The organism is Kitasatospora terrestris, from assembly GCF_039542905.1.
Lineage (GTDB): Bacteria > Actinomycetota > Actinomycetes > Streptomycetales > Streptomycetaceae > Kitasatospora > Kitasatospora terrestris.
Map to the genome: position 1 here is coordinate 3,285,667 of NZ_BAABIS010000001.1, position 17,992 is coordinate 3,303,658.

The 17,992-nt window shown below is 72.0% G+C and carries 12 protein-coding genes; 3 read left to right on the top strand and 9 right to left on the bottom strand.

Translation table 11 applies throughout. The features are described 5' to 3' along the window. Positions 1 to 38: 38 nt before the first annotated feature. The 6 genes from ABEB06_RS14995 to ABEB06_RS15020 all read right to left on the bottom strand — a co-directional run bounded on the left by ABEB06_RS14995 (position 39) and on the right by ABEB06_RS15020 (position 10,527). Positions 39 to 4,979: an NAD-glutamate dehydrogenase gene (locus ABEB06_RS14995; protein ID WP_345697362.1), complete on the bottom strand. Its 4,941-nt coding sequence runs from the start codon at positions 4,977 to 4,979 to the stop codon at positions 39 to 41. A 279-nt stretch (positions 4,980 to 5,258) separates the two neighbouring features. Next, a complete protein-coding gene (pruA, locus tag ABEB06_RS15000) occupies positions 5,259 to 6,911 on the bottom strand; it encodes an L-glutamate gamma-semialdehyde dehydrogenase (protein WP_345701854.1) in 1,653 nt (550 codons plus the stop codon). Positions 6,912 to 7,005: 94 nt separating this feature from the next. Next, positions 7,006 to 7,662, bottom strand: a complete 657-nt coding sequence (locus ABEB06_RS15005; RefSeq protein ID WP_345697363.1) for an HAD family hydrolase — start codon at positions 7,660 to 7,662, stop codon at positions 7,006 to 7,008. A gap of 18 nt (positions 7,663 to 7,680) precedes the next feature. Continuing rightward, entirely contained in the window at positions 7,681 to 8,835 is a 1,155-nt protein-coding gene (locus tag ABEB06_RS15010; protein WP_345697364.1) for a tetratricopeptide repeat protein, read from the bottom strand. A gap of 40 nt (positions 8,836 to 8,875) precedes the next feature. After that, complete coding sequence (locus ABEB06_RS15015; RefSeq protein ID WP_345697365.1) at positions 8,876 to 9,385, bottom strand: DUF6912 family protein; 510 nt, start codon at positions 9,383 to 9,385, stop codon at positions 8,876 to 8,878. 59 nt (positions 9,386 to 9,444) lie between these two features. Continuing rightward, the gene (locus ABEB06_RS15020; protein ID WP_345697366.1) at positions 9,445 to 10,527 is read right to left on the bottom strand and encodes a patatin-like phospholipase family protein; all 1,083 of its coding nucleotides are present in this window, start codon (positions 10,525 to 10,527) and stop codon (positions 9,445 to 9,447) included. A 260-nt stretch (positions 10,528 to 10,787) separates the two neighbouring features. Here ABEB06_RS15020 and ABEB06_RS15025 point away from each other — a divergent pair, with 260 nt between their 5' ends. Further along, positions 10,788 to 11,288 (top strand): Rv3235 family protein, encoded by a 501-nt coding sequence (locus tag ABEB06_RS15025; RefSeq protein WP_345697367.1) that lies wholly within the window; start codon positions 10,788 to 10,790, stop codon positions 11,286 to 11,288. Positions 11,289 to 11,375: 87 nt separating this feature from the next. On the opposite strand, the gene secA is transcribed toward ABEB06_RS15025, so the two are convergent. Further along, positions 11,376 to 14,147: a preprotein translocase subunit SecA gene (gene secA / locus ABEB06_RS15030; RefSeq protein WP_345697368.1), complete on the bottom strand. Its 2,772-nt coding sequence runs from the start codon at positions 14,145 to 14,147 to the stop codon at positions 11,376 to 11,378. Between the two features lie 278 nt (positions 14,148 to 14,425). Here secA and ABEB06_RS15035 point away from each other — a divergent pair, with 278 nt between their 5' ends. Further along, a complete protein-coding gene (locus tag ABEB06_RS15035) occupies positions 14,426 to 14,968 on the top strand; it encodes a GNAT family N-acetyltransferase (RefSeq protein ID WP_345697369.1) in 543 nt (180 codons plus the stop codon). A gap of 37 nt (positions 14,969 to 15,005) precedes the next feature. Continuing rightward, complete coding sequence (locus tag ABEB06_RS15040; protein WP_345697370.1) at positions 15,006 to 16,169, top strand: winged helix-turn-helix domain-containing protein; 1,164 nt, start codon at positions 15,006 to 15,008, stop codon at positions 16,167 to 16,169. Between the two features lie 5 nt (positions 16,170 to 16,174). On the opposite strand, the gene ABEB06_RS15045 is transcribed toward ABEB06_RS15040, so the two are convergent. Together ABEB06_RS15045 and hpf are read right to left on the bottom strand one after the other, a co-directional pair. Continuing rightward, positions 16,175 to 16,906 (bottom strand): response regulator, encoded by a 732-nt coding sequence (locus ABEB06_RS15045; protein WP_345697371.1) that lies wholly within the window; start codon positions 16,904 to 16,906, stop codon positions 16,175 to 16,177. Between the two features lie 173 nt (positions 16,907 to 17,079). Further along, a complete protein-coding gene (gene hpf / locus ABEB06_RS15050) occupies positions 17,080 to 17,775 on the bottom strand; it encodes a ribosome hibernation-promoting factor, HPF/YfiA family (protein ID WP_345697372.1) in 696 nt (231 codons plus the stop codon). Positions 17,776 to 17,992: the final 217 nt, after the last annotated feature.

Consider the following 17,992-nt stretch of genomic DNA (forward strand, 5'->3'; position numbering starts at 1 on the left):
GGGAGCGGTGTCGCTCCCCGGGCCGTCCGGTCGGACCGTCAGCGGCCGTTGCGCAGCAGCGTGCGGATCACGCGCATCGCGACGGACAGGCTGGACAGCTCGTAGTTGTCCGAACCCCTTATGTCGTCGAGCGTGGTCTTCGCGCGGCTCAGCAGGGTGCCGTTGAGCTCCGCCCAGGCGCGGTAGCGGTCCTCCGGCGTGGCGCCCTCGGTACCGGCCGCCAGGACGTCGGCGGTGAGGGCGGCGTGGGCGGCGAACAGGTCCTCGCGGATCGCGGCACGGGCCATCGAGGACCACCGGTCGGTGCGCGGCAGCTCGATGATCCGGTCCAGCAGGTGGGTGATCTGCAGGCGGTCGGCGAGGTCGTAGTACAGCTCGGCGACCTCCATCACGTCGGCGTCCGAGCGGTCCGCGACCCCGACGATGTCGAGCGTCGGGAAGGCGGAGGACAGGCCGGCCATCCGGATCGCCAGGCCCTCCGGCACGCCGGTGCCGGCCAGCTCCTCGTACACCGAGTCGAACCAGCCCGCGTCCTCGCCGCGCAGCGGCTTGGGCAGGCTGTCCCAGACCAGGTTGACCCGGTCGTGGAAGAACTCGATGGTGCCGGCGATGTCGAGCGGCTGGCGGCGGTTGTTGAGCAGCCAGCGGGTGGCCCGCTCGACCAGGCGGCGCGAGTGCAGGCGCATCTTGGTCTGCACCTCGGCGGGCACCTGGTTGTCCAGGGACTCGACCTGGTCCCACATCTCCTCGAGGCCGAAGACGGCGCGCGCGGCGGCGTGGCTGCGGGCGATCTCCTCGTACGTCGCGCCCGTCTCCTCGCGGAGGCGGAAGGCGAAGGTGCAGCCACCGCGGTTGATCGTGTCGTTGACGATCAGCGTGGTGATGATCTCGCGGCGCAGCGGGTGGTTGTCGATCGCGTCGGCGAACCGGGCGCGCAGCGCGGTCGGGAAGTACTCGTGCAGGACCGTCCGGAAGTACGGGTCGTCCGGGAGGTCGGTGGCGAGCAGCTCGTCCGCCAGCGTGATCTTGGTGTAGGCGAGCAGCACCGACAGCTCGGGCTGCGAGAGGCCGCGGCCCGCCTGCTGGCGCTCGCGGATCGCCTTCTCGGCGGGCAGGAACTCCAGCGCCCGGTCGAGCCGGCCGTCGGACTCCAGCCGGTTGATCATCCGGGAGTGGACGTTGACCATGCTCGCGGCCTGGGCCACGGCGTTGGCCAGCACCACGTTCTGCGCGTAGTTGTTGCGCAGCACCAGGTGGCCGACCTCGTCGGTCATCTCGGCGAGCAGCGTGTTGCGCTGCTTGACCGTCATGTCGCCGTCGGCGACCACCTGGTTGAGCAGGATCTTGATGTTGACCTCGTGGTCCGAGGTGTCCACGCCGGCGGAGTTGTCGATGGCGTCGGTGTTGATCCAGCCGCCGGTGGCCTCCGGGCCGCCGACCGCCGCGAACTCGATCCGGCCGAGCTGGGTGCAGCCGAGGTTGCCGCCCTCGCCGATCACCCGGGCGCGGACGTCCGCGCCGTTGACCCGGATCGCGTCGTTGGCCTTGTCGCCGACCTCGGCGTTGGTCTCGGCCGTGGACTTCACGTAGGTGCCGATGCCGCCGTTCCAGAACAGGTCGACGGGCGCCTGCAGGATCGCCTTCATCAGCTCGGCCGGGGTGAGCTTGGCGGCCTCGATGCCGAGCCGCTCGCGCACCTGCGGCGACAGCTGGATGGACTTCGCGGTGCGCGGGAAGACGCCGCCGCCGGCCGAGATCAGCGACTTGTCGTAGTCGTCCCAGGAGCTGCGCGGCAGGTCGAACAGCCGGCGGCGCTCCGCGTAGGAGGCGGCCGCCTCCGGGTTCGGGTCGAGGAAGATGTGCCGGTGGTCGAAGGCGGCGACCAGGCGGATGTGCTCGGAGAGCAGCATGCCGTTGCCGAAGACGTCGCCGGACATGTCGCCGATGCCGATGACGGTGAAGTCCTCGGACTGGGTGTCGACGCCGAGCTCGCGGAAGTTGCGCTTGACCGACTCCCAGGCGCCGCGGGCGGTGATGCCCATGCCCTTGTGGTCGTAGCCGGCCGAGCCGCCGGAGGCGAAGGCGTCGCCCAGCCAGAAGCCGTACGACTCGGCGACCCCGTTGGCGATGTCGGAGAAGGTCGCGGTGCCCTTGTCGGCGGCGACCACCAGGTAGGTGTCGTCCTCGTCGTGGCGGACCACGTCCAGCGGGTGGACGACCGCGCCGCCGACCAGGTTGTCGGTGATGTCGAGCAGCGCGGAGATGAAGGTCTTGTACGAGGCGACGCCCTCGGCGAGCCACGCGTCGCGGTCGACCGACGGGTCCGGCAGCTGCTTGGCGACGAAGCCGCCCTTGGCGCCGACCGGGACGATCACGGTGTTCTTGACCATCTGGGCCTTGACCAGGCCGAGGATCTCGGTGCGGAAGTCCTCGCGACGGTCGGACCAGCGCAGGCCGCCGCGGGCGACCTTGCCGAAGCGCAGGTGGACGCCCTCGACGCGCGGCGAGTACACCCAGATCTCGAACGCCGGGCGCGGGGCCGGCAGGTCCGGGATGGCCTTCGGGTCGAACTTCATCGACACGTACGAGTGCAGGTCGCCCCGGCTGTCGTGCTGGAAGAAGTTGGTCCGCAGGGTGGCCCGGATCAGGTGGAGGAAGGAGCGCAGAATGCGGTCCTCGTCCAGCGAGACGACCTCGTCGAGGGCGCCGGACAGCTCCTCCAGGATCGCGTCGGTGAGCTCCTCGGCGCCCGAGCGGTGGCTGGGGCTGAGCCGGGCCTCGAAGAGGTTGACCAGCAGCCGGGTGGTGTGGGTGTTGTTGCGGAGCGCGTCCTCCATGTAGTCCTGGGAGAACGTGGAGCCCGCCTGGCGCAGGTACTTGGCGTACGCGCGCAGCACCATCGCCTGGCGCCAGGTCAGCTTGGCGGTGAGCACCAGCTCGTTGAAGCCGTCGTTCTCGGCCTGGCCCGTCCAGGTGGCGGAGAAGGTGTCCTGGAAGCGCTCGCGGTCCTCGTCGGAGAACTCGGTCGCCTCCTTCAGCTTCAGGCCGAAGTCGTACACCCACGCGGTGGTGCCGTCGGCGCGCTTGAGCGCGTACGGGTGCTCGTCGAGCACCTCGACGCCCAGGCGCTGGAGGACCGGCAGGACCTCGGTCAGCGAGATCGGGCCGCCGACCCGGTAGATCTTGAAGCGGCGCTCGTCGTCGCCCGCGCCGACCGGCTGGTAGAGGTTGAGCCGGAAGTCGCCCTCGCCGGACAGCGCCTCGATCTGCTTGAGGTCGGCGACGGCGGTGCGCGGCGGGAAGTCGGCGCGGTAGCCGTCGGGGAAGGCGTTGGCGTACTTGTGGCCGAGCTCGGCGGCCTTCTCCTCGCCCAGCTCGACGTGCAGCTGGTCGTTGAAGCCGTCCATCCAGAACCGGGCGGCCTCGGCCAGGCGGTTCTCGATCCGCTCGATGTCGGACTCGGAGAGCTGGGGCAGCTCGGTGCCGGGGGCGACCCGGATGACGAAGTGCAGGCGGGTCAGCACCGACTCGGTGGCGTACACCGTGTAGTCGATGTGCTCACCGGCCAGCTCCTCCTTCAGGATCTCCATCAGCCGCAGCCGGATCCGGGTGGTGTACCGGTCGCGCGGCAGGTAGACGAAGGCGGAGAAGTAGCGGCCGTACTCGTCCTGGCGCAGGAACAGCCGCAGTCGGCGGCGCTCCTGCAGGTAGAGCACGCTGGTGGCGATGGAGAGCAGCTCGGACGGCGCGGTCTGGAACATCTCGTCGCGCGGGAAGGTCTCCATGATCTGGAGCAGGTCGCGGCCGTCGTGGCTCTCGGCGGAGAAGCCGGAGGCGTTCACGACCTCCTGCACCTTGCGGCGCACCACCGGGATGCGGGTGACCGACTCGGTGTACGCGGCGGAGGAGAAGAGGCCGAGGAAGCGGCGCTCGCCGACCGGCTCGCCGTTGGCGTCGAACTTCTTCACGCCGACGTAGTCGAGGTACGCGGGGCGGTGCACGGTGGCCCGGCTGTTGGCCTTGGTCAGCACCAGCAGCTTCTTCTCGTGCGCCTTGGTGCGCACCGGGGCGGAGAGCCGGCTGAACGCCTCGGAGACCGGGTGGTGGTCGGTGTCGTGGCTCAGCGGGTCGGCGCGCAGGATGCCGAGGCCGGTGCCGGCGACCGCCTTGAGCACCTCCTCGCCCTCGTGCTCGACCAGGTCGTACTCGCGGTAGCCGAGGAAGGTGAACTTGTCGTCGGCCAGCCAGCGCATCAGCTCCCAGGCCTCGCCGACCTCCTGCTCGGAGAGGGCGGCCGGGGGCTGCTCGGCGAGCTCGTCGGCCAGCCGCAGCGCGGAGTCGCGCATCTTCGACCAGTCCTCGACGACCTCGCGGACGTCGCCCAGCACGCGGCGCAGGTTGGACTCGACGGAGCGCAGGTCCTCGCGGTCGGTCTCGCGGTCGATCTCGATGTGCATCCAGGACTCGACCACCGCGTCGGCCGGCCACTCGGCGCCGGCCGCCTGGCTGCGGGCGCAGGCGTCGATGTCGAGGATCTCCAGCAGCTTGCCGGTGATGTCACGGCGCACCACCAGCTGCGGGTGGACCACCAGGTGGATCGCGCGGTCCAGGCGGGTCAGCTCGTTGGTGACCGAGTCGACCAGGAACGGCATGTCGTCGGTGACGACCTCGACCACGGTGTGGCCGCAGGACCAGCCGTTCTCCTCGACGGTCGGGGTGTACACCCGGACCTCGGCGGTGCCCTGGGGGCGCTTCAGCCCCAGTCGGTAGTGGGAGGCCGCCGCCCCGTAGACGTCGACCGGGTCCCGGTCGATCAGGTCCTCGGGGGCGGTGTGGAGGTAGTAGTGGTGCAGGTACGCGGCCAGAGCACCGTTGCTCAGGCCCTCCCCGGGCGCCGCTCCCCCTACCTGGCTGTTCTCAGCGGCTGCCGCTGCTTTCTTGAGCAGGTCTGCCTTGGCTGCGTCCAGCTTGGTCTGCATGGCTGTATGGCTCCTGTCGCGCGCCGTTGCGTGACTCGGTGATGGCTGGGTGTCCACCGCCGGGTCTGTCCGCAATACTCCCGCACGTCCAGGGTGAAAGCCGCTCGTGCCACGCATGAGCGACCCTCCGCCTGGGTACGACAGATCGTTTGACCTGTGGGACCGGCCCGGCGACGCCAGTCAGCCTAACCTGAGGAAACGAAGGTGTCAGGGGACACGGAGGAGCAATCCCGCAGGATGATCGTTCCTTCCTGGACACCTTGTCCAAGCCGCCCGTCGTCAGCTGCGGTGACCCGGCTCCGGTGCCCATTCCATGTGCGGGTGCAGGTAGTCCGTCGGCGGCACGAACGTCTCCTTGATCGACCGGGTGGACGTCCAGCGCAGCAGGTTCTGCGCCGCGCCCGCCTTGTCGTTGGTCCCCGACGCCCGGCCGCCGCCGAACGGCTGCTGGCCGACCACCGCGCCGGTCGGCTTGTCGTTGATGTAGAAGTTCCCGGCGGTGAACCGCAGCCGCTCCAGCGCCTCGGCGATCGCCCGCCGGTCCTGCGCGATCACCGACCCGGTCAGCCCGTACGGCGCCGCCCGGTCCACCCTCTCCAGCGCCTCCGACCAGCGCGAGTCCTCGTACACCTGGACCGCCAGGATCGGCCCGAAGTACTCGGTGGAGAAGATCTCGTTGCGCTGGTCCCCGGAGAGCAGCACGGTCGGCCGCACGAAGTACCCGATCGCGTCGTCGTACTGCCCGCCCGCGACCAGCTCCACCTGCGGGTCGCGCTTCGCCCGCTCGATCGCCGCGGTGTTCTTCTCGTACGCCCGGCGGTCGATCAGCGCACCCATGAAGTTCGACAGGTCGGTGACGTCGCCGACGGTCAGCGCGTCCACCTCCGCCAGGAACTCGTCCTTGATCCGCAGCCACAGGCTGCGCGGCAGGTACGCCCGGGACAGCGCCGAGCACTTCTGCCCCTGGTACTCGAACGCGCCCCGGATCATCGCCGTCCGCAGCACCGCCGGGTCGGCCGACGGGTGCGCGATCAGGAAGTCCTTGCCGCCGGTCTCCCCGACGATCCGCGGGTACGCCCGGTAGCCGCCGATGTTGGCGCCGATCGTCCGCCACAGCTGCTGGAAGGTCTGCGTCGACCCGGTGAAGTGCAGCCCCGCCAGCGCGGGGTCGGCCAGCGCCACCCGGGAAACCGCGTGCCCGTCCCCGGTCACCAGGTTGATCACGCCGGGCGGCAGGCCCGCCGCCTCCAGCAGCCGCATCAGGTGGAACGCCGACAGCGTCTGCGCCGGCGCCGGCTTCCACACCACCGTGTTGCCCATCAGCGCCGGCGCGGTCGGCAGGTTGCCCGCGATCGCCGTGAAGTTGAACGGCGTCACCGCGTAGACGAAACCTTCCAGCGGCCGGTGGTCCGCCCGGTTCCACACCCCCGGACCGGAGAGCGGCTGCTCCGCCAGCAGCTGCCGGGCGAAGTGCACGTTGAACCGCCAGAAGTCCACCAGCTCGCACGGCGCGTCGATCTCCGCCTGCTGTGCCGTCTTCGACTGGCCCAGCATCGTCGCCGCCGCCACCGTCTCCCGCCACGGCCCGGCCAGCAGGTCCGCGGCCCGCAGGAACACCGCCGCCCGGTCGTCGAACGACAGCCCCCGCCACTCCGGCGCGGCCGCCAGCGCCGCGTCCACCGCCAGCTGCGCGTCCGCCTGCGTCGCGTTGCCGAGCACGCCCAGCTTCGCCGCGTGGTGGTGCGGCTGCACCACCTCGATCCGCTCGCCGCCGCCGAACCGCTGCTCCCCGGCGATCGTCATCGGCAGCGGGACCTGCTCCCCCGCCAGCTCGTCCAGTTTCGCCAGCAGCCGCGCCCGCTCCGGCGAACCCGGCGCGTAGGTGCGCACCGGCTCGTTGACGGGCGGCGGAACCTGGGTGACGGCGTCGATCGGCATGGTGCTCGGGTGCTCCGTACGGTCGTGCTCTGCTGCGGTCGTTCCAGGGTGGACCAGCGGCCCGGGCGCGGGCCCGGGACACGCGCGGTCAGGCGGTGATCCGCTCCGCCAGCGCGACCGCCTCCGCCAGCGAATCCACCACCGGGACACCCACCCCGGTCAGCTTCTCCCGGGTGTGCGAGCCGCCGGTGTACAGCACCGCGCGGATCCCCGACTCCAGCGCCGCCTCGGCGTCGTCCGCCGCGTCCCCGATCAGCACCGTACGCCCCGGGTCCACCTGCTCCGCCAGCGCCTCCAGGTGCAGCGCCAGGTGCCCGGCCTTGCGGCCGCCGCTCGCCCCGCGCCGCCCGTCCACCCGCAGGAAGTGCCCGGTCAGCCCGAACCCCTCCACCGCCGGCACCAGCTTCGCGTGCTCGTACATCGACAGCAGCGACTGGCTCCGCCCCGCCGCCACCCACCCGGTGAGCAGTTCCAGCGCCCCGTCGGTCAGCCGGCAGGCCGGGAACAGCTCGGTGTACTTCACGTGGAACGCGTCGTCCAGCGCCAGCCACTCCGCCTGGCTCGGCACCCGCCCCAGCAGCCGCTCGTAGAACCGCGGGATCGGGATCTCGTACTGCGCCCGGTACTCCTCCAAGGTCATCGGCGCCACGCCGACGGTCGCGAACGCGGCATTGCTCGCCCCGAGCACCGCCTCCATGTCGTGGAGGAGCGTCCCGTTCCAGTCCCAGACGATATGACTACGCACGAGGTGAAGGGTACGACCTCAACGTTCCCGGCCCACCCCCCGGGCCTGCCGAGCCCCGTGGTGCTCCGCCCCGAAGTGCGCGACCCAGTCCGCCAGCACCGCCTCCCGCAGCTCCTCACCCTCCGGCCGGCCCTGCCGCACCACCGCGGCGGCCAGCACCGTCCGCGCCTCCAGCGTCCGGTGGTGCACCGGCGCCAGGTACCGGCCGCACAGCTCCACGGCCTTCCGCGCGTCCGCCTCCGCGTCGACGAACCGACCGGCGGCCAGCTGTGCCGACGCCCGGGCGAAGGCGAGAGTGCTCTCGTCCTCCGGGCCGCCGTCGCCCGCGACCGCGGACACGACCGCCAGCGCCTCCTCACCCCGCCCCTGCCCCGTGAGTGCACGGGCCAGGTTGGCACCCAGGACGACTGTGAAGTCGTCCAGGCCGTCGCGCCCGGCATCGGCCAGAGCGGGGCGGAGCAACGCCTCCGCCTCCCCGTGGCGCCCGCGGAAGGCCAGGCCGATGGCGACCGAGTTGGTCACCGACAGCGCGGTGCGGACCCGGACGGCATCGTCCAACCCGGAGTACGTTCCTCCGAGGGCCTCGGCCTCCGCCTCGACCTCCTCGTACCGCCCCAGGTAGGCGAGGTGCGAGAGGACGTTGCTGCGTGCCTGGGCGGCGGGCGCGGCCGCGGCGGACCCGGCGATCGACCGGTACAGCTCCGCCGCCTCCGCGTGTCGTCCCAGATCGCCCACGGTCATCGCCAGCGTCCGCTGGGCCGCGGTCCGGAACGGACCGACGTCGACGACCGGGCCGGCCAGGGCGCGCCGGCAGACGGCCTCGGCCTCGGCGAGGCGGCCGGTCCGGCGCAGCAGACACGCGAGGTCGTCGCTGAGGGAGACCACGCGCTCGGTTCCGTGGTCCGCCCCGGTGGTCCCCTCGAGCGCGAGCCGGAGCTCCTGCTCCGACTCCGCCCAGCGCCCCTGCTCGTCCAGCGCGTAGGCCAGCACCATCCGGCATTCGAGGGTCGCCGGGTGGCCGGGGCTCAACAGCTCCGCGAAGGACGCCGCCGCGCGGCGGCCGTACCTCTCGGCCTCCGCCCACTCCCTCCGCGCGAAGCTGCGCGTACTGCGATCGAGGTCGGACCTGGCACGCCTGAGCCCCCAACCCGCCACCAGACCCACCGCACCCACCCCTTCGTCGACGACGGCGCAGATGCTAGCGGTGCGGCACTCAGGCCAGCAGGCCGGGGATCTCCTGGGTGGCGAACCAGAGCAGGTCGTGGTCCTCGGCGCCGTCGACGGTGAACTGGGCGTCCTGGTCGCCGCCGTCGGCGGCGGTGATCGCGGCGGCGGCCGCGGTGACGTCCTCGACCACGTCGGTGTCGTCCGCGTCGGCGTGCACCGCGGCGGCCTTGGCCAGCTTCACGGCGCCCTTGAGCACGACCCGGCCGAGCGAGGCCTGGTCCTGGTACTCGTCACCGGCGAACGGCGCGACCGCGGAGTCGGCCACCTCGACGGCGACCACGACGCGCCGGCGCGGCGCGTCGGGGTCGGCGGCGAGCAGGCGCAGCGAGGACTGCGCGGCCCGGTTGAGCGCGGCGTACTCCAGCTCCTCGATGTCGTCGCTGACGTACCACTCGCGGAGCGCCGGCGTCACCGCGTACGCCACCGCGTCCTCCAGCGCGCCGTCCTGATGAGCGGCGGCCAGCCCCCGCACCGTGGTGGGCACGTACACGCGCATCGCAGGCACCTTCCAGATCGGTCGTCAGGGCGTAAGCGTATCGGGAACGGGCGGGCGCCCTACCGGGTCGCCCGCAGCGCGTCCCGGGCGGTCTCCAGGGCCGCTTCGAGGGTGGCCTCGCGGCGCGCCGGGTCCATCATGTTCGGCCCCATCACGGCCAGGTCCGCCGGAGTGGGGGCGAGCAGCCGGACCCGGACGCCGTCGGCGCGCAGCTCGCGCGCCTCGCGCAGCAGCTGCCGGTTGACGGCCCGCCGGTAGCGGCTGACCAGCTGGGCGAGGGCGCCCCTGGGCCGGTCGTGGCCGCGCCGGCCGCCGGGGTCCGGGCGCAGGGCCATGGGGGCGAGCACGTACACCTCGTCGAGGCCGCGGCCGGCCAGCAGGTCGGCGTTGGTGGCGGACCAGCAGCCGCCGTCGACGTACCGGCTGCCGCCGACCTCGACGGGCGCGAACCAGCCGGGGATCGCGCAGGAGGCCATCACCGCGTCACAGACGCTGGCCCGCGGCGCGCCGGGGTCGCCGAAGACCACCCGGCGGCCGCTGCGGTAGTCGACCGCCGCGACCCGCAGCGGCGATCCCGGGGCGAACCCGTCCGCCCCGACCAGGTGGCGCACCAGCTCGCCGACGGCCGCCACCGACCCGCGGCCGGTCGGCACCGCGGCCGACACCATGGTGAGGAAGGGGTAGTCGCGCGGGTGCCGGACGGCGTCCCGCAGCAGCCCTGGCGAGCCGATCCCGGCGCGCGGCCGCGGCGGCAGCGCCCCGCCGACCGCCGTCTCGTAGTCGAACCGCGCCCCGGCGAGCGGGCCCTCCAGCACCTGCCCGCCGCGCTGGTGCCGGGCGAGCTGCTCGACGTCCACGCCCGCCGCCAGCATGGTCGCCAGGATCGCGCCGGCCGAGGTGCCGAGCAGGACGTCCGCCGTCCCGGGGCGCCAGCCGGTGGCCTCCTCGACGGCGGTCAGCGCGCCGATGGTCCAGGCCGCCCCGAGCATCCCGCCGCCGCCCAGCACCAGCCCGCGCCGCACCGGACCGTCCGTGTCCGCCCGGCCGTCCCCGACGGTCCGCCCCTTGCGGCCCTCGCGGACCGCCCGCCGCCCGCGCGCGCCGTCCTCCTCCTCGCCCGAGCACTCCTCGACCTGGGTCACCTGGCCCTCACCTCCGTGCCCGATCCTCCGCCCTACCACCGGGTAATCCGGGTTGCGACGTCCCCCTTCGTGCCCCGCGCCGCGCCGCCCGGCGTCAACACCCCGCGGGCCGCCGCACGCGAACGGGCCCGCCGTTGAGCGGCGGTCATCCGGATAGGGGACAGCCGCGCCGCCCTCCCCCACCGGCCCAGTCCGGCCTTGCCCGAGCCCGCGACACGCCGATAGCAAGGACGTCGTCCGCACCCGAACGGGAGTCACCGATGACCGAGCAGCACCTCGCCACCGCCACCGCCCCGCGCATCCGCCCGCTGGTGCACGCGGTGCACGCCCCCGGCCGTCCGCAGCCGCGCCGCCCGGTCCGCCACCCGCACCCGACGGGGGTCACCGGGGCGGCCCGCCGTCCGCGGGCCGCCTGCACCCCGGCACCGTCCAGCACCGACCGGCGCGACCTGGCGGCCCGCTTCGCCCACCGGCTGGTAGAGGTGCTGACCGGGGTCCGCCCGGTCGGCCAGCTGCAGCGCCACACCACCCTGCACGGCTACCAGCAGCTGACCGCCCTGGTCCGCACCGGCCCGCTGCGCCCTCGCGGCCGGGCGCCCCGGATGCGGCTCGGCCGGGTGTACGACTCCGCGCCGGCGCCGGACGCCCTGGAGGTCTGCGTCCGGGTGGAGTTCGGCCCGCGCCACCACATGGTGGCCTTCCGCCTGGAGCAGCACCACCGCACCGCCCAGTGGCAGTGCACCGCCGTCGAGGCGCACTGACCCGCCGACCGGCGGGGCCCCGACCGGGAACGCGCAGGGGCGCCACCCCGCCGGAGCGGAGTGGCGCCCCTGGTGGCGCCGGGGTCGTCAGGCCTTGCGGCGGCGGCCCTTGGCGGCCTTCGCGGCCTTGCGGCGCTCGGCCCGGGTGAGCCCGTCGCCGCCGTCGTCGATCAGGCCCTCGTCGTCGAAGTCGCCCTCGATGATGCCGCCGCCGATCTCCTCGGAGGGCGCGGTGTAGTGCAGCTTCTTGCGCTCGGGAGCCTCCAGGCCCTTGGCCTTGATCTCCGGGCGGCCCGCGGCGGCGTCCTTCTCCAGCTTGTCGAGCATGACCTCGGCGTCCTGGAGCGGAACCTCCTCGACCTGCTGCTCGACCTGGACCTCCAGGTTGAACAGGTAGCCGACGGACTCCTCCTTGATGCCCTCCATCATCGCGGAGAACAGGTCGAAGCCCTCGCGCTGGTACTCGACCAGCGGGTCGCGCTGGGCGTAGGCGCGCAGCGCGATGCCCTCCTGCAGGTAGTCCATCTCGTAGAGGTGCTCGCGCCAGCGGCGGTCGAGCACCGAGAGGACGACGCGGCGCTCGAGCTCGCGCATGATCTGCTCGCCGAGCTGGTCCTCGCGGCGGCCGTACGCGGCCTGGATGTCCTCCTGCAGCACCTTGACCAGGAACTCGGGGGTGAAGCCGCCGTTCTCGCCGGCCTCCTCCTCCAGCTCGTCGAGGTCGAGGGTGATCGGGTAGAGCTGCTTGAGCGCGGTCCAGAGCTTCTCGAGGTCCCAGTCGTCCTCGAAGCCCTCGCTGGTGGCCGCCTGGACGTACGCCTCGACGGTGTCGTCCATGAAGTGGCCGATCTGCTCCTGGAGGTCCTCGCCCTCCAGCACCCGGCGGCGCTCGGTGTAGATGACCTCGCGCTGGCGGTTCAGCACCTCGTCGTACTTCAGGACGTTCTTGCGGATCTCGAAGTTCTGCTGCTCGACCTGGGTCTGCGCGGAGGCGATGGCGCGGGTGACCATCTTCGACTCGATCGGCACGTCCTCCGGGACGTTCGCCATCGACAGCACGCGCTCGACCATGCCGGCCTTGAACAGGCGCATCAGGTCGTCGCCGAGCGAGAGGTAGAAGCGGGACTCGCCCGGGTCGCCCTGACGGCCGGAGCGGCCGCGCAGCTGGTTGTCGATCCGGCGGGACTCGTGGCGCTCGGTGCCGAGGACGTACAGGCCGCCGTTCTCCTGCACCTCCTCCTGCTCCTGCTTGACCGCGGCCTTGGCCTTCTCCAGCGCGGCCGGGAACGCGGCCTCGTACTCCTCCGGGGTGTCCTCGGCGGTGAGCCCGCGCTGGGCCAGCTCGGCGGCGGCCAGGTGCTCGGGGTTGCCGCCGAGCATGATGTCGGTGCCGCGGCCGGCCATGTTGGTGGCCACGGTGACGGCGCCCTTGCGGCCGGCCTGGGCGACGATCTGCGCCTCGCGCTCGTGGTGCTTGGCGTTGAGCACCTCGTGCGGGATGCCGCGCTTGCGCAGCTCCTGCGAGAGGTACTCGGACTTCTCGACCGAGACGGTGCCGACCAGGACCGGCTGGCCCTTCTCGTGGCGCTCGGCGATGTCCTCGACCACGGCGGCGAACTTGGCCGGCTCCGACTTGTAGATCAGGTCGGGCTGGTCGATGCGCTTGGGCGTCTTGTTGGTCGGGATCGGGACGACGCCCAGCTTGTAGATCTGGTGGAACTCGGCCGCCTCGGTGGTGCCGGTACCGGTCATGCCGGACAGCTTGGAGTAGAGGCGGAAGAAGTTCTGCAGGGTGATGGTGGCGAGCGTCTGGTTCTCGTTCTGGACCTCGACGCCTTCCTTGGCCTCGATCGCCTGGTGCATGCCCTCGTTGTAGCGGCGGCCGGCCAGGATGCGGCCGGTGTGCTCGTCGACGATCATGACCTCGCCGTTGATCACGACGTAGTCCTTGTCCCGCTTGTACAGCTCCTTCGCCTTGATGGCGTTGTTCAGGAAGCCGACCAGCGGGGTGTTCACCGACTCGTAGAGGTTGTCGATGCCCAGGTAGTCCTCGACCCGGGAGACGCCGTCCTCCAGGACGCCGACGGTGCGCTTCTTCTCGTCGACCTCGTAGTCGCGGTCGATCTTGAGGCGGGTGACCAGCTTGGCGAAGTCGGCGTACCACTTGGTCGCCTGGTCGGCCGGGCCGGAGATGATCAGCGGGGTGCGGGCCTCGTCGATCAGGATCGAGTCGACCTCGTCGACGATCGCGAAGTTGTGGCCGCGCTGCACCAGTTCGTCCTGCGACCACGCCATGTTGTCGCGCAGGTAGTCGAAGCCGAACTCGTTGTTGGTGCCGTAGGTGATGTCCATGGCGTACTGGCGCTGGCGCTCGGCCGGCGTCATGTTCGCCAGGATCACGCCGACCTCGAGGCCGAGGAAGCGGTGCACCCGGCCCATCCACTCCGAGTCACGCTCGGCGAGGTAGTCGTTGACGGTGATCAGGTGGACGCCCTTGCCGGTCAGCGCGTTCAGGTACGCGGGCAGGGTGCCGACCAGGGTCTTGCCCTCGCCGGTGCGCATCTCGGCGACGTGGCCGAAGTGCAGCGCGGCGCCGCCCATGATCTGGACGTCGTAGTGGCGCTGGCCGAGCACGCGCTTGGCCGCCTCGCGGACCGTGGCGAACGCCTCGGGGAGGATGTCGTCCAGCGACTCGCCGTCGGCGAGACGGGCCTTGTACTCGTCGGTCAGCGCGCGCAGCTCGTCGTCGGTGAGGTTGACGAAGTCCTCTTCGATCGAGTTGACCTGGGCAGCAATCCGCTGCAGCTTGCGAAGGATCTTGCCTTCGCCGGCGCGCAGGATCTTGTCGAAGACGGACATTGTGAGCGGGCTCCTTGCCTGGATCGGCTCTGGAATGACTTGCGGCGAGTCCTACCCCACCGTACGGGTCATCGTATGCGAGGAGGCCGAGCCGCCGGGAGGTCCGTCAGCACGGTATTCCCGTGTCACCCGCCGGTGCAAAGCTCCGCGAAGCATGGCCCGGCGGGTCAAACCGGACACCGTCCGACCTCCGCGCCATGCTCAACCGTCCGGCGGGCCCGGAGGTTCCCCGGGAAAACCGTTCGGCTTCCACCGACCCGCTCCGGAAGACTCCCGGCATGGAAGCACCCACGCTGCGAACCGACCGCCTGGTCCTGCGCCCGCCGCTGCCGTCCGACGTCGACGAGATCACCGCCGCCTGCCAGGACCCCGAGATCCAGCGCTGGACGGTGGTCCCGACGCCCTACCGCCGCACCGACGCCGAGTACTTCGTCGAGCGGATCGGCGCGGCGGGCTGGGCGGGCGGCACCAACTGCACCTGGGTGGTGCGCACCGCCGAGGACGGGGCCCTGGTCGGCGCGCAGGGCGTCGCGCTCAAGGCCGACCGGCCGGGCACCGGCGAGATCGGCTACTGGGTGGCCCCGGGCCTGCGCCGGCTCGGCTACGCGTACGAGGCGTCCCGGGCCGTGGTCGACTGGTCCTTCGCCGAGCTGGGCCTGCGCCGGCTGGAGTGGGTGGCGTACACGGGCAACGAGCCCTCGCGGGCGCTGGCCGACCGGCTGGGCTTCCGCTTCGAGGGCACCCTGCGCTCGTACGCCGAGCAGCGCGGCACCTTCCGGGACGCCTGGATCGCCGCCCTCCTGGCCGACGACCCGCGCTGAACGCGGCGTTGTCAGTGGGTGCCTCTACCCTGCCCGCATGACCGTCCCGTCGCCCGTGCTCCCGCTCTCCGCCGACCAGGCCCGTCGGATCGCCCTGCGCGCCCAGGGCCTGCTCGGCGCCCCCGACCGCCGGGGCGGCGTCCGGCAGGTGCTGCGGCACCTGGGCGCCGTCCAGTTGGACACCATCTCGGTGCTGGCCCGCTCGCACGAGCTGGTGCCGTACGCCCGGCTCGGCGCGGTCGGCCGCAGGACCGTGGAGCAGGCGTACTGGTGGCACGGCACCACCTTCGAGTACTGGTCGCACGCGGCGTGCATCCTGCCGGTCGAGGAGTGGCCGCTGTTCGCCTTCCGCCGCCGCGCCTACCGCGCCAAGGGCAACCTCTGGGGCCACCAGGTCTCCCCGGAGGCGTACCGCGAGGTGATCGCCCGGCTCGGCGCCGAGGGCCCGCTGACCTCCACCGAGCTCGGCGGCGCCAAGAAGACCGCGGAGTGGTGGGACTGGTCGGACACCAAGATCGCCGTCGAGCGGGCGCTGGCCTTCGGCGACGTGGTCTGCGCCGAGCGGCGCGGCTGGAAGCGGGTGTACGCGCTGGCGGAGCAGACCGTCCCCGCCGAGCTGTTCGGGCAGGAGCTCTCCGACGCCGAGTGCCTGGAGCGGCTGGTGGCGCAGGCCGGGGCGGCGCTCGGGGTGGCCACCCGGGCCGACCTGATGGACTACCACCGGCTGAAGGGCGCCCAGCTGGACGCGGCGCTGCCCGGCTCGGGCCTGCTGCCGGTCACCGTCGAGGGCTGGTCGGCCCCCGCCTGGGCCGACCCGGCGGCGCTGGAGTCCGAGCCCCGCGGGCGGCACCGGACGACCCTGCTCTCCCCGTTCGACTCACTGGTCTGGGACCGCGCCCGCACCGAGCGGATCTTCGGCATGACGCACCGGCTGGAGGCGTACACCCCCAAGCACAAGCGGGTGCACGGCTACTTCGCTATGCCGCTGCTGGCCGGCGGGCAGCTGGTCGGCCGGGTCGACCCGGCGCGCGAGGGCCGCACCCTGGTGGCCCGTCAGATCTCGCTGCACGCACCGAAGCACGTCGAGGCGCTGGCCGAGGCGCTGCGCGAGGCCGCCGCCTGGGTGGGCTGCGACAGCGTCCGCGTCGAGGCGCTGGACGACGAGTCGGTGCGCCCCGCCCTGGCGAAGCTGCTGGCCTGAGCCGGTCAGCCTATTTCGAGGATCTTCTCCCGCATCGCGTAGACCACCGCCTCCATCCTGGAGTGCAGTTGCAGCTTCTCCAGGATGTTGCGGACGTGGTTCTTCACCGTGTTCTCGCTGATGAAGAGCTCCTTGGCGATCTCCCGGTTGTTCATCCCGGTGGCCACCAGCTTGAGCACCTCCAGCTCCCGGTCGGTGAGCCGGGGCGCGGGCACCAGGTCCCGGTCGTCGGAGCGGCGCTGGATCATCGACTTGAACTCGGTGAGCAGCTTGGCCGCCATCGAGGGGCTGATCTGCGACTGCCCGTCGGCGACCGCGCGGATCGCGGTGGCCACCTCGTCCGTGGAGATCTCCTTCAGCAGGTAGCCGGTGGCCCCCGCCTTGATCGCCTCGTAGAGGTCGGCCTCCTCGTCGCTGATCGTCAGCATGATGATCTTGGCGCTGGGCACCACGTCCTTGATCGCGGTGCAGGCCTCGATCCCGCTGCGCCGGGGCATCCGGACGTCCATCAGGATGATGTCGGGCAGCAGGTCGGCGGCCTTGAGCACCGCCTCGGCGCCGTCCCCGGCCTCGCCGATGACCTTGATGTCCTCCTCCTCGGCGAGGACGATCTCCAGGCCGCGGCGGAACAGGGCGTGGTCGTCCACCACCAGGACGCGGATCGGTTCGGCGCGGCGCGGCCCGTACCCGGACTCCTCCGAGTCGGGCCCCAGACCCTCGCGCGAAAGCTCCCCCATCCGCTCCTCCCCCGGCTGCCGGTCGATGACGGGGTCAATCATTCCACGGCGCGAGCGCCGTGATCACCCTCCGCCGTCGAACCACCTCAGCTGGGTGACCCCGGGCGGCACGGCCGCCGGGGTCACCGGATCGTTCACCTCTGGATTGTCCGCCGTGGCTGCCCCGCCGGGGGTCAGTCCTCGTCCGGCCCGTTGATCGCACCGCCGGCACCGGCCGCGTCGACGGCCGCCGCCATGTCCTCCTTCAGGTGGATCACGCCGTAGTGGTAGCCGTGACGCCGGTACACCACGCTCGGCAGGCCGCTGTCCTTCTCCTGGAACAGGTAGAAGTCGTGGCCGACCAGCTCCATCTGGTACAGCGCCTGGTCGAGCGACATCGGCGCGGCGGCGTGGGTCTTCTCGCGGACGACCAGCGGGCCGTCGCCCTCGACCTCCACGGAACCCTGCATCGTCTTGCGGGCGGAACCGTTGTACCCGCTCTCGGCCGGTGCGGTCTCCGGGAGCGCGGCCAGCGCGGCGGTCGCCGCGGCGACGCTCACCGGCGTGCGGCCGTTGGCGCCGCCCTTGTGGACCCGGCGGCGGTCGGCGGACTTGCGCAGCTGCGCCTCCAGCTTGGCGGAGGCGAGGTCGAGTGCCGCCCACGGGTCGGTGGCGGCGGCCTCGGCGCGGATCACGGGACCGCGGCTGTGCAGGGTGATCTCCACCCGGTCGGAACGGTCGGCCTGCCGCGGGTTGTGCTCCTTGGACACCTCGACGTCCAGGCTGATCGCCTTGGTGTCGAACTTCTGGACCTTCTCCAGCTTTTCGGCCACGTGCTCGCGGAACCTCTGGGTCACCTCGGTCTTGCGGCCCTTGACGACGATGTCCACGCAGAACTCCGATCCCTTGTGCTGACGCCGAACCGGAGTGCGTACCGGATCGGCATGAGACCCAGCCGGACCAGCCGGTCCAGTCGCCGCCTCAGCTCCGCCGGGGGCGACGATCGCGACTGGTCCTCACCTCACTTCCTCCCCACCAGGAGCGCTTGAAACCCCCTGTAGCGTCATCGAACACCTCATCGGGGGATCTCGCCTCCCCAGTCGAACA